Origin of the sequence: Paenibacillus sp. FSL E2-0178, assembly GCF_038593005.1 — a bacterium.
GTDB classification, from domain to species: Bacteria; Bacillota; Bacilli; order Paenibacillales; family Paenibacillaceae; genus Paenibacillus_AQ; species Paenibacillus_AQ phytohabitans.
In genome coordinates, this window is record NZ_CP151953.1 from 440,735 (window position 1) to 452,903 (window position 12,169).

At 55.1% G+C, this 12,169-nt stretch carries 9 protein-coding genes; all 9 read right to left on the reverse strand.

Features of this window, described 5'->3' with window-relative positions:
• Positions 1 to 13: 13 nt before the first annotated feature.
• Positions 14 to 892: a sugar ABC transporter permease gene (locus tag MHI42_RS01825; protein WP_342422539.1), complete on the reverse strand. Its 879-nt coding sequence runs from the start codon at positions 890 to 892 to the stop codon at positions 14 to 16.
• Entirely contained in the window at positions 889 to 1,980 is a 1,092-nt protein-coding gene (locus tag MHI42_RS01830; RefSeq protein WP_342422540.1) for an ABC transporter ATP-binding protein, read from the reverse strand. Before MHI42_RS01830 ends, MHI42_RS01825 begins: the two co-directional genes overlap by 4 nt.
• A 46-nt stretch (positions 1,981 to 2,026) precedes the next feature.
• Positions 2,027 to 2,761 carry a glycerophosphodiester phosphodiesterase family protein gene (locus MHI42_RS01835; protein WP_171719621.1) on the reverse strand — a complete coding sequence of 245 codons (735 nt, stop codon included), beginning with the start codon at positions 2,759 to 2,761 and terminating at the stop codon, positions 2,027 to 2,029.
• Entirely contained in the window at positions 2,758 to 3,501 is a 744-nt protein-coding gene (locus MHI42_RS01840) for a glycerophosphodiester phosphodiesterase (RefSeq protein ID WP_342422541.1), read from the reverse strand. The genes MHI42_RS01835 and MHI42_RS01840 overlap by 4 nt, the downstream gene beginning before the upstream one ends.
• A 17-nt stretch (positions 3,502 to 3,518) precedes the next feature.
• Positions 3,519 to 4,346, reverse strand: coding sequence for an HAD-IIA family hydrolase (locus tag MHI42_RS01845; protein ID WP_342422542.1), 828 nt, complete (start codon positions 4,344 to 4,346; stop codon positions 3,519 to 3,521).
• A gap of 135 nt (positions 4,347 to 4,481) precedes the next feature.
• Complete coding sequence (locus MHI42_RS01850; RefSeq protein WP_171719619.1) at positions 4,482 to 5,042, reverse strand: glycerol-3-phosphate responsive antiterminator; 561 nt, start codon at positions 5,040 to 5,042, stop codon at positions 4,482 to 4,484.
• Between the two features lie 606 nt (positions 5,043 to 5,648).
• A complete protein-coding gene (locus tag MHI42_RS01855) occupies positions 5,649 to 6,935 on the reverse strand; it encodes a Gfo/Idh/MocA family oxidoreductase (RefSeq protein ID WP_342422543.1) in 1,287 nt (428 codons plus the stop codon).
• A gap of 69 nt (positions 6,936 to 7,004) precedes the next feature.
• Positions 7,005 to 10,751, reverse strand: a complete 3,747-nt coding sequence (locus MHI42_RS01860; RefSeq protein ID WP_342422544.1) for a sugar-binding protein — start codon at positions 10,749 to 10,751, stop codon at positions 7,005 to 7,007.
• Between the two features lie 27 nt (positions 10,752 to 10,778).
• Positions 10,779 to 12,149 (reverse strand): FAD-dependent oxidoreductase, encoded by a 1,371-nt coding sequence (locus tag MHI42_RS01865; RefSeq protein ID WP_342422545.1) that lies wholly within the window; start codon positions 12,147 to 12,149, stop codon positions 10,779 to 10,781.
• Between the last annotated feature and the right edge of the window lie 20 nt (positions 12,150 to 12,169).

Genomic DNA, 12,169 nt, shown 5'->3' on the forward strand with positions numbered 1-12,169 from the left:
GTTTCACCCCCTTTTAGCGGTAATGAACCCGTTTATTCAGTGCTTTGAAGTAGAAAATCGTAATCAGCCCCACGATACCCATCAGCACGACCGCCATTGCGGAGGCGTAGCCGACCCGGTAATATTCGAAGCTCTGCTTATAAATGCTGAAGATCAACGTGTTCGTTGCGTTGGATGGACCACCCTGTGTCATGATATTGATCGTCTCGAACACCTGGAAGGACCCGATGATATTCATCAGGATCAGGAAGAACAAGGTCGGTGAGATCATCTTCAGCGTAATTTGAAAGAAAACGGATCGCTTGGACGCATTGTCCAGAGCCGCAGCCTCATAGAGATACCCCGGAATAGAGCCCAAGGCGGAGCAAATGATCAGTGCATTGAACCCGACAGATTTCCAGACCGAGACCAGTACCAGCGAGAACAGCGCCACATCCTTATCGGTCAGCCAGCCCACCGGCGCTGCTCCCAGCACAGACAGCAGATAATTGAACAGCCCCGTATCCGTGTTCATCAGCCACATCCAGATTAGCGACACGGATACGAGCGAGATAATGTTGGGCGTGAAGCTCAGCGTCTGGATGAAGCGGTTCAGGGGCGTGTTTTTCTGTAAAAAGAGCGCCAGCCCCATCGCCAGCACCATCACCAGCCCAACGTCCATGACCATGTACAGCAGCGTATTGAGCAGGGTATGGAGGAAATCCTGGCCGCTGAACAGCTCTGCATAGTTGCTAAGTCCGGCGAACTTCATCGGCCCGCGCATATTCCAGGTGAAGAAGCTCAAATAAATGTTGTACAGAATCGGATAGAGATAAAATACGGTCAGGATGATCACTGCCGGAGCAACCAGCAGATAGGGAAGCACCTTCACGGAAGGACGCAGCCGCTTCATGCCGAATCACCGATGCTTCCGGCTGTGCTGATTCCGGACTGTGCAGCTACCCGGACCCGCTGCTCCTGTGCGTCGAAGAATGCCAGATGCTCCTTCTTCACATAGAGTCTCACTGCTTCCAGCTCGCGTTCCGGACGGTCGAAGCATTTCACCGAAATGATCAGCCCGTTCTCCAGCAGCACTTTGTAGATAATCTCCGACCCGAGCAGCTCCCGGCCGCTGAGCGTACCCGTCAGGCTAACGGTATTGTCCTGCTCCATTCCCGGCTCCAGGGCAAACTTCGCCTTCTCCGGCCGGAAGCCGAGATACCGGGCCTGCTGCGGAGCCAGCTTACGGATCTCTTCCCCGCAGCGGTCGAGTGCGAGAATATTCATCGGCGGGGTGCCAATGAAACGGCTGGAGAACAGGTTGGCCGGATCGTAATAGAGGTTGTGCGGGTTATCCTCCTGCATGACCTTCCCGCCATCCATCAGCACGATCCGGGTGCCCATGCTCATTGCCTCCACCTGATCATGGGTTACGTAGACAAAGGTCGCACCCAGCTTCTTATGCAGCTCGATCAGCTCCGCTCGCATCTGCTGCCTCAGCTTGGCATCCAGATTGGACAGCGGCTCGTCCATCAGGAACACGGCAGGCTTCTTCACCATGGCCCGCGCCAAGGCGACCCGCTGGCGTTCACCGCCGGAGAGAAACTCCGGCTTTTTGTGCAAATGCCTGGTCAGTCCGACGGTCTCCGCAATTTCAGTAATCAGCCGCTGGCGTTCCTCCTTCGGCACTTTGTTATTCTTCAGCCCGTATTCGATGTTCTTCTCGACCGTCATGGTCGGGTACAAGGCATAATTCTGAAATACCATCGCCAGATTCCGTTTGCCCGGCTCTACCTGATTCATGCTTACCCCGCCGATGTGAATCGAGCCTTCCGTGGAATGCTCCAGTCCGGCAATCATTCTTAGCGTTGTCGACTTGCCGCACCCGGAAGGGCCGACCAGCACCGTGAAGCTGCCGCTCTCAATCGTCAGATTCAAATCCTCAATAATCAGCTTGTCGCCGTATTTCTTGGTTACCTTTTCCAGAACGATGCCGCTCATATTCTCCTCCTCCAGCAGTGGTCTTCCGCCTGCTTCCTTTCGTCTCTCAGTTCTTCAGGCACTCCCGTGCAAGGTCTGGTTTATTGGTCATAATCCGCGTAACCCCCAGATTCCGCAAGCGGATCATCTCTGCCTCATCGTCCACTGTCCAGGGATTAACCTCGAACCGGCTGCGGTCCGCCAGCTCCATGAAGGCTTCATCTACCCCCAGATAATACGGATGCAGTACATCCGCCCGGCAATTCGCCGCATATGCCTCCAGCCGGTAGAAGCTTTCCATGAACGCAATCGCCGTCTTGAGCTCCGGGTAATCGCGCTTCAGCCGGGCCACGGCATTGTGATTAATCGAAGAGATCAGCGTATTCTCTGTGTAGCCATAACGGCGCACCAGCTCCGCTGTCCGCATATTCACTTCACCGTAAGGCCGGGAATAATCCTTGGTCTCGATGTTAATGTACAGCCCGTGCTTCATGGCGAACTCCATCACCTCGCCAAGCTCCGGCAGGCGGCTTCCGTCCGTTCCGTATTTCCCGGCAAAAGCATACGAGAAATCATACTGCCGCAGCTCTTCGAGCGTCAGTTCTCCGACCAGACCGGTCCCGTCCGAAGTCCGGTCAATGGACAGATCGTGGATCACCACCAGCTTACCGTCTCGGGTCAGCTGCACATCCAGTTCAATGCCATGCGCCCCCATGTCGAGAGCCAGCCCGAATGCGGCCATCGTATTCTCCGGTGCATAGGCGCTTGCTCCCCGGTGAGCCAGTATCTGTGTCTGCTTCATGCGCGTACCTCTCTAAGCTGATAGCAGACATCCGGACGGTCAGTGATGATCGCATCTACACCGGCCTCCAGCATCATGCGGATATGCTCCGGATCATTTACTGTCCAGGCGTTGACCTGAACTCCTGCCGAGTGGGCTTCTTCTACCAGTTCGCGGTTAACCCCGATGTACAAGGGATGCAGAGCATCGGCTCCGGTCATTTGCGCATATTTCCCGCCCTCGTACAATCCTGCAATATAGAGCAGCGCTGTCCGCATCTCCGGGTAAGATTCCTTGAGCCTTACCATAGAGGTATGATTGAAGGAAGAGAAGATCACTTGTCCGCTGAGGCCATAATCCTCCACCAGCTTCGCCGCCTCTTTCCCGAGTCCGTTATACAGCTCCGACTTCGAGAGGATATCCTTCACTTCGATATTCAGATATAGATCATGCTCCTTCACCAATTCCAATACTTCGCGCAGAGTAGGGATCTGAGCATCCGGGTATTGCTCCTCGAAGCCCTTATTGAAGCGGAAGGCCTTCAGCTCAGCCAGCGTGTAGGCCATAATATCTCCTTTGCCGTTAGAGGTGCGGTCGATCGTATCATCATGAATCACCACGATCTCCCCGTCTTTGGTCAGATGAATATCGATTTCCAGACCGTCGGCATGCTGCTGCACTGCGAGCCTGAAGGCTTCCAGTGTATTCTCCGGGGCATAGGCGCTTGCGCCGCGGTGGGCGAGTATTTTACAATCCTGCATAGTTTCTCATCCTCCTGTTATTGGGGTTCGGCTTGCTTGTTGAACAGATCGGCCAGGGAGTTCAGAACATAACCCGGAAGAATCTGCTGCCGCGCAATATCCGCTCTTGTGCTCACTCCGGTAAGGACAAGGGCCGTCTGCATGCCGCTGCCGTTACCCATTAGAATGTCTGTCTCCAGCCGGTCACCCACCATCAGGCATTGCTCCGGGGGACAGGCCAGCAGCCGAAGCGCCTCCTGCGCATAATAGGAAGAAGGCTTGCCAATAATCACATCAGCCTCTGTCCCGGCCGCAGTTTCCAGCGCTTTGACAATCGCCCAGGTATCCGGGATATAACCTCCGGGCACCGGGCAGGCCGGATCGGGATTGACCGCCACCAGCCTGGCGCCCCCTCTTGCCGCTCTCATTCCGAGCACCAGCTTCTCATAATTGAATTCGCGGTCCATGCCTACCAGCACATGGGTTGCTGCCTCAGGGTCCCTGGTTACGGCCACTCCGAATTCCTCCATTTGCCTTCGCATCACCGATTCTCCAACCAGATACACCCTGGCTTCAGGCTCTTCCCGTGCGAAGTAGCTGCCGCTGACATAGAGTGCCGTCAAGATTTCCTCTTCCCCGCAGGCCAGCCCCATGTGCTCCAGTCTGCGCTGGCAATCCCGGGGAGTATGGACCGAGCTGTTGGTCAGAAAAAGAACTCTCCGGCCCCTTCGCCGCAGCTCCGCAACCGTGTCCACCACACCCGCAAGCAGCTGATCGCCAATCAGCACGGTCCCATCCAAATCAAAGCAGTAGGCTTCATATGAAGCGATGTCCATCAGCGCTTGCTCCTTTTCATTCAGGTTCACTGGTTCTCCGCGCCGGAATTTCCGCGCAAAAAAACCAGCTCCAGAAATTAAGCCTCCGATTACAGCCTCGTAAGGCTCCATCGAATGCTAATAACTGACCGCTGGGTTTTCTCATCGTCTCCACCCCGGGGTACGTTATTCACTTATTTCACGCTTCCACTGCCACAGGGCCGCGTCCCCAATCGAGACATAATCGGCGCCGCTGTCCAGCGCACTGCTGATTTCCTGCTTTTCCCGGATCAGTCCGCCTACGATCAGCGGCTGCTTAATGCGCTGCTTCATATCTTTGATGATTCTCGGCATCAGTCCGGGCATGAGCTCGACCTCATCGGGATTACAGGTCTTGATCATCCGAAGCGCGGTTTCTATCGCTGCCGTATCAATGGCGAAGAAGCGCTGGATACTGGCGAGCCCGTGGGCTCTGGCTGTGGCGATGGCATTGCTCTTGGTGGTAATGATCCCGTCGATCCGGAAGGCTTCAGCCAAATACTGAATCGCCGCCGCATCTCTGCCAATCCCGCCGACCATCTCCACATGGACGAATACCTGCTTGCCTGCATTCTGCAGCGGCTTCACAATCTGCCCCAGGTTATTAATGTTGCCGGTCATCAGATTCACACGCTTCACACCGCAGGCAACCGCCTGATCAATCTGTGACTCCTCGGTGATCGAAGCAATAATGGGGTTATGCTTCAAGTAAGCATCCTCCCTTCACTTATAGCTTGCTGCCGCCAGCTTGTCTTTCTGCTGGTCCTAGACTCTATGTTACAGAGCTTTTATTCGCTTAATATCAGAGCGCTGTAAAAGTTACAGTTAACATTCAGGCAAGGAATTCCATTGCCGCAGATAACTGACAGGGAGTGCAGCAAGTTGTTTCATTCACTCGGTAAGCATGCCGGCAGAATCTCTTAGACCGCTTAATGGAGACTTTTCAGAGTTAGTTAGTAAGCACTTTGAGCATCATTGTTGTACGTTTTGCAACTTTAATTCATAGATAGCCAGATGTTCGGGAGATTGTTGTATGAAATACAAGAATAAACCTGCTAAGCCGCTTGGAAAAAGGTGAAATCCTGCATTTACTACAACAATTTTCAATTTGGGCCGATAGGATGAGGGGAATGTTGTATTATGTGCAGGATTTGATGGAAAGAGTAATTTATATTCTGCTTAGGGAAGCTGCTGTCATAAGTAGAGGCATCCCCATACATCATTAACTGATGGGGATGCCTCTTGTAAACACAACAATCTATTTAAAACCTGCTCTTCCCGACGTAGCAGCCTACGCCAGCCTTCTTCAACAAATCAGATGGTAATCAGATCCTTGATCCGGACCGGAAGTCCGGTCCGCATGGCCTGATTGGCGGCGATTCCGGTCATGATGGAGCGGGCACCGTCCCGGTGGTCGGCTGCGCGGTGGTAAATATCCTCGTCCGGGGTTCCGAACAGATCGTTCAGCAGCACAGGATCGCCGCCGCCGTGTCCTCCTGTTCCTTCATCCACCTGGACTTCATAAGGCGCTCCAAACATAGGGTGCACCACAATATGTTTGCCCTCCACAGCTCCCTCCAGGGCACGGTCACCTCCGGCATTGACATAGGATTTTTCCACGATGCTCATTTCGATACGGCCCTTGGAGCCGTTAAAAGCTATCCGGTAACCCTCCCAAGGCATGTAGGCGTTCAATGAATACGTAAGAATCGCCTTATTGCTGTACCGGACCATTACCCCCATGGTGTCCTCAATACTGATCCCGTCGCCGAACACGCTTTGATCCCGCTGATAGCCGTCCTCTGCTTCTGCATCCAGGTACATCTCCTTCAGAACGGGATTCTCATCCAGCTTCAGGGCAAAGGGATCGTCCTTGGCAGCCGGATTTCCGGTGGCACGCTGATAGAATGAAGTTACGCCGCGGTTCTCGGCATTCTCCCGGCCATAGAATCGCAGGTCGCCGAAGGCAAACACCGTTTCCGGCTCCGCACCGATCCAGAAGTTGACCAGATCGAAGTGATGAGTGGATTTGTGAACGAGCAGTCCCCCGCTGTTGCGCTTGTCCCGGTGCCAGCGGCGGAAATAGTCCGCTCCATGCTCCGTATTCAGCAGCCATTCGAAATGAATGGAATGCACATCCCCGATTACCCCGGAGGCAATCAGTTCGCGGGCCTTTGTATGATGGGGGGCATAGCGGTAATTGAAGGTAACCCTGACCTTGCGTCCGGTACGCTCCACCGCTTCGTAAATCTCCTTGCATTTCTCCACATCAACGGTCATGGGCTTCTCTGTGATCACATCACAGCCAAGCTCAAGCGCGCGGATAATATATCTGTGATGGGTCCAGTCGACACTGGTGACAATGACAATATCCGGTTTCTCTGTCTCGATCATGGTGTCAAACTGCTCAGCGAGGTAGGTGTTCACCTGCGGATACCCGTGTGTCTCCGACAACAGCTTGTTGGCGTAATCCATACGTGTCTGATTCACATCGCAAAAAGCGGTAAGCTCCGCAGAATCCCTGTACTCCTTCGCGATAGCTTCATAGAAAAATTGCGCCCTGCCGCCAATGCCTACCTGTACATAACGCTTCTTGTCCAATTCCGTGTGCCTCCTAAAGTTAGCTCTTAAATTGAGTTTCAGTTTTTGCATCGCAGCCGTGCACTACCCTCAGTTATCTGTCTCAGCCGGAAAGTCCAGACTGAACAAATAGGGGGTCAGCGGCTGAAGCTCTATAGTCTGGCCCGCAGTGCTTTGATCTGTAAGCAGATCCATGAAGCCGTTTGCCGTTAATCCATTGCGGACTACTTTGACCAGCACGGGTTCCGGGCCATAGTTAACCACATTCATGAGTGTATGTCCCCCGTATTCAACGGTTCTCCACTCAACATTGTATACGGGAGCACTGTCTGCCGGATCAAGCAGCAGCAGCTGCCCCGGATTTACAGTCTGCAGGACCGGTAACAAGTAATCTCTGATTTGGCCTGTGGTCCAGTCCGTTGCCGATATTATGTCCGCATGGGTGAACACATAACTTCTGTCTGCGGCAGAGAGCGGTGCACCGTGCGGTGTAAGCTCCAAAGCGTGGGAGCCGATCAACAGCACCCGTCCGCCCTGTTCCATAAAGTGTCTGATCCCGCTCAGCGTCTCCGGATTGACTCTTGAAGCGTTCGGTACAATCAGCAGCTTATAATCGTCCAGCCCGCCATTGTCCACCTGCTTTTCAGAAACATATCCGGCCTTGTAGCCGCTGTAAGACAATGCTTCATAAGCGCGGAGCGAGACTGCCGAGTATTCGCCCGAAAAGACACCCGAGGCGGTAGAAAACAGAATCGCCGCCTGCGGCTGTTCGTTCTGGAAGGCGGTAACCTGACCGGCCAGCCGGTTCAGGTCCAGATTGGTCCGCCCCGCCTGTGCTATAACATCCGGCCGGTGCAGAATGCTGCCCTCGGTACTGGCCGTTTCATTGTATGTCCGCTCCCAGACCCAGATGGCCGAGCCGCCCCTGCCGTGAATCGCACTCTGCCACAGTACGGAGCGGACATGCTTTGCCTGTTCCGGCGTATACATTTTGTCCCCGTCTGCGATCAGATGATGCTCCGAATTAAAGACCGGGGCTTCTTTGAAGGAGGCCTGCAAATCATAGAAGCTGAGTTCTTCCATGAAGCCCTTCGGGCCTTCGTTGATATAATTCCAGTTGTCATTGCCGTTGATCTGGCTGAACTCCGAGAAGCGCTCGATATCCACACCCCAGGACAGGCTGCCCCGGGGATCACCCATGATTTTCGCCTGCACAGGCAGCTCTGGAGCAAGCTCATGGATAATTCCGGCCATCCATTCATGCCAGCCGGCGAAGTAATCCTGGTTGAACAGCACATAGTCATAAGACGCCGGAGAAGCTGTAATATTCTCAGGCATAGGCACACCGCTAAAAGAGCTATAGGCCGTTTGATAGACGCCGTTCAGCTCCCCGATATCGCCGTTATAGATTCCTTCAAGATACGCGTGCCAGGCAGGCAGTGCATAGGCATCCTTATTGGCCGTATAGACCGATTCGTTGGTGAGCGTAAGACTCTGCAGCGAATCATAATCCTTGATAGCAGGAATCAAGGCCCGCAGATAATCCTCTATAATGGATTGGGCCATCGGCTGAAACAGGGAGAATTTGATAGAGCCGTTATTCTCCACCTTCAGCTCCGGCCACTTTGCGAGCACCCAGTCCGGAAAATAATGCGGGGAAATCAGGAGATTGACCGCAACATCATAATCCTCAGCCCGCTGCAGCGCCGGTAACAGATCCGATTGGATTTTGCGGGTGGAGACAACGTACTCCTTGTCTGGGGAATAACCGCCCAGATCCTCAAAGCCGGGATTCTGAATCAGATTCACCGTGCTCCCGGCCTTGACGACGCTTAAGTCATCCACCCAGACCGTACCTGTATTCTCGGATAAAATAACCAGCGGGTAGGATACCTCCCCCTTCGCTGTGGTATATTCGAATGTTACTTCTGTCCAGTCATAGGTTCCGCCAGGCAACGGCTGACGCTGCTTCCAGCCCGTTCCGCCCGGGAACCAGACGTTCCTGGCATTGTCACCCTTCACCCATACCTTGAATTCATAGGTAGTCTCCGGCTCTACTGCTATGGTCTGGGCGACATTGATGAATACATTCGACTGCCGCGGCGATGCATTGGCAATCTTCAGGGAATGATTGCCGGAATGGCTTATCCCTTCTGTAATTGCTGCTGTAGCAGACACCGCACCGGAGCGGTTGACGGTGTAGCGGTTTACGAAATCTTGTTTGTCCAGAATGACATCCCTTGGCCCCAGCTCAATCTGGATTACGTTAGCTCCGAGATCCTGAAGCTTCGGAATATCCCGCTTCACCTGGTTGAAGTGACCGTAGCCCGTGAAGAAGATTGGCCGTTCTTCGGTGACGCCCGTACTCCTCACGATGGTGTCACCCACGAAGGAATATCCGGAAATCTCCGGGCGTCCGGAGACATACCGGGGTGCGGACTGCGGGGTCAGGCTGCCATCCAGATACCCTTCCAGCTGCTGCTTGCTGCCTGCAAGCATCCTCTCCAGCTCAGCCGCCACATACTGCGCTCTGCCGAGCCGCCCCTGCACGATATCCTCCTTGCCGTAACCAATGAAGTCCTTGATTACGGTATAATCAATCCGCTCATAATCTGTGGACAGTCCTTGTGCCTCACATTGCAGCAGCAACTGCTCCAGACCGGGCAGTTGTGCATTCACACTATCCAGCATGGCCTCAATCTCTGCGGGATCGAGCACCGCAGTCACCTTCAGCTCCTGCCGCTTGCCGGCAGTACTCCCTTGCTGCGCAAGCGTGAATTCAAGCAGCTGCTCTCCGGGGTCCGCCGTGGTGAATGGCAGGCTCCATCCGGCGGCCGAGCCGGCAGGCAGCGTGAAATCCGCTTCAACACCCGGCAGGCTGGATGACAGATGGAGGTTATGCGGTTCACTGGTCGTGTTCACAGCGTAAACCGAATAAGAGACAGTCGTATTCACATTGATCTCCCGGGGACCTTCCACCCAGAAGCTCCAAGGGTCGGCGGAAGGGACCAGATGAACCACTGCATGGTCGGCCGGACTTTTGGCTTTGCCGATACCCGGTGTCCATTCCAGCCAGCCCCGGCGGCCAGCACCGTCATTGTCGTTGAACAGCAGCGTGAACGGAAGCTCCCCGTTCTCCGGCATACCCGTGGAGATGGCAGACCACGGCATCCGTACCTCATAGAAGGTCTCCTGTCCGGTCCGGCTGGCTGCAGCCGTGATCACTTCCGCTCCTGCTGCGGCTCCGCCTTCGCTGAACTGCCAGACATGCGCTTGCCCGTCCATATAATTGATGGCGTATTCCGGCCCGTAGCTGCCGCCGGGACTGAAGGCGAACTGGATGCTGTCCCCTCTCCACATGGTGCTGTCGGAGACAGGAACATGCACATTATCCGTCACCTTCGCCGCCCAGTAGAAGTAGCTCTGGTCATAAGCGAGATAGACGCTGGCGGATACATCCGCAGGTCCTCCCCAGCCTTCGACCAGCACCTGCCCGGCAGCCTCCGGAAGCCGGATCTCTGCGTAGCGATCCCATTCGTCCACTGCCCCGTCAATGACGATGTCCTCCGCTTCCAGAGCCAAAGCGTGCGTATGCTTACCGAAGCTGCTGCGGAAGTCTTCCCAGTCTGTAATGACCGGGGAAGCCGGTTCTTCATAGACGGACTCAGTTACGCTGGCGCGAGTGCCCGGAGCATCCGGCGGTATGATTCCCCCAGGTGATGCATTCGCTCTCAATTGTTCTCCGTAGACAGCAGAGGGGAACCCCTCTGCCGCCATGGAGAATACCAGCAGGATGATCAACGCCCATACGGCTTGCTTGCTGCTTCTCCTATTCATCGTTGCGTATTCCTCCCTTCTGAATGGTCAGTCATGACTTGACTTGAAGTTCGGTTCCAATGATCCAGGCTGTTCCTGCTGCGGACTGGCCGGAAGCGGAATCCGCTCCACTTCACCTTCTGTGAATTGCCCCCGCAGCTGCAGCACATAACGGATATGTGCAGGCATCACCTCCCTTACATCCGCCTTCCCCTGAATCACGGCCAGCGAGGCAGCAACCCCCGCCGCTTCACCGATGGCGCTGACCGACGCCATGATCCGGTAAGAGCTGTGCGCCTCATGGGTTCCGCTGATGCAGCGGGAGGCGAGCAGGAGATTGGAGCAGCCCACGGGGATCAGGGAACGATAAGGAAGATGATAATATCCGTCCCCGGGAATGCGCTCCAGCCGGGTCGCTCCTCCATCCGGGCTGTGAATGTCCAGTGAGTAGGCGCAAGCTGCAATCATATCCCCGAAATGCCGGTTGTTCAGGCAATCTTCGGCTGTCAGGACATACTCACCAGTGATCCGCCGGCCTTCCCTGACACCGAGTCGCGGCGCGATATAATCCATCCTGGCCTGCCGGAATGCCGGATGCCCGCAGATGGCCCCGAACAGTTCATTGGCTTGCCGGGTACCCTCCTCCATGCCCAGGCTTACTGAATCCGGACGGGTAGGGTCCACTCCCAGCACAGAGGTGGAGTTGAAGAGCAGCGACTTGCCGTCCGGATAAGGAAAGCAGGTGATGCTCTGCCTTGGATTAGCGGTCTCCCCCTTGTCCTTAAGCTCCTGATAATACGGCAGCAGCTCAAGCCGCAGGGAATGGATCGCCGGCCAGGTCTGGATATCAGGATTCTTCAGCTTCAAGGGATCGAAGCCGCTTACACGAAAGGTGGCGGTGGCTGATTGCAGCTTGCCGTCACCTTCACGGCCGATTTCGTACTGCATCCCTGCCATTGCGGACAGATTACCGTCCGCCGTGGCATCCAGAAATACCTCTGCGGCAACCGTTCCAGCCTGATTGCCCTGAAGGTGAAGTCGCTGAATCCGACCCTTCTCCACATCAACCTCATTCACCGAGCACCCGGTCCACACAGTTAGCGTTGGCTCAGCTTCCAGGAGCTGCTGATAGGTGGACTTCAGAGACTGCTCATCATAGGTCGGCACCCGCTGTTCGTTGAAATGGGTATACGCCGCCGGGAACAGCTCGCGGTGAATGCCGCTTGTAACCGGGCGTCCCATAATGTCGCGGAAATTGCAGATCAGCGAGACGCTGGAGAAGACGCCGGTGCCGCCGACTTCAGGTCCCGCCTCAATCAGCAGCACCCGCCGGAACAACCTCGCAGCAGCCAGGGCTGCGCTGATCCCGCCGACTCCTGCTCCTACCACCACAAGCTCGAAATTCCAGTTTCCCTTCATAGCGTCCGCTCCCTTCTCTC

Excerpts from the sequence above, each read along its gene's own strand:
- MHI42_RS01830 (WP_342422540.1), bottom strand. The coding sequence starts at position 1,980 with ATGAGCGGCATCGTTCTGGAAAAGGTAACCAAGAAATACGGCGACAAG.
- MHI42_RS01835 (WP_171719621.1), bottom strand. The coding sequence starts at position 2,761 with ATGAAGCAGACACAGATACTGGCTCACCGGGGAGCAAGCGCCTATGCA.
- MHI42_RS01840 (WP_342422541.1), bottom strand. The coding sequence starts at position 3,501 with ATGCAGGATTGTAAAATACTCGCCCACCGCGGCGCAAGCGCCTATGCC.
- MHI42_RS01860 (WP_342422544.1), bottom strand. The coding sequence starts at position 10,751 with ATGAATAGGAGAAGCAGCAAGCAAGCCGTATGGGCGTTGATCATCCTG.
- MHI42_RS01825 (WP_342422539.1), bottom strand. The coding sequence starts at position 892 with ATGAAGCGGCTGCGTCCTTCCGTGAAGGTGCTTCCCTATCTGCTGGTT.
- MHI42_RS01865 (WP_342422545.1), bottom strand. The coding sequence starts at position 12,149 with ATGAAGGGAAACTGGAATTTCGAGCTTGTGGTGGTAGGAGCAGGAGTC.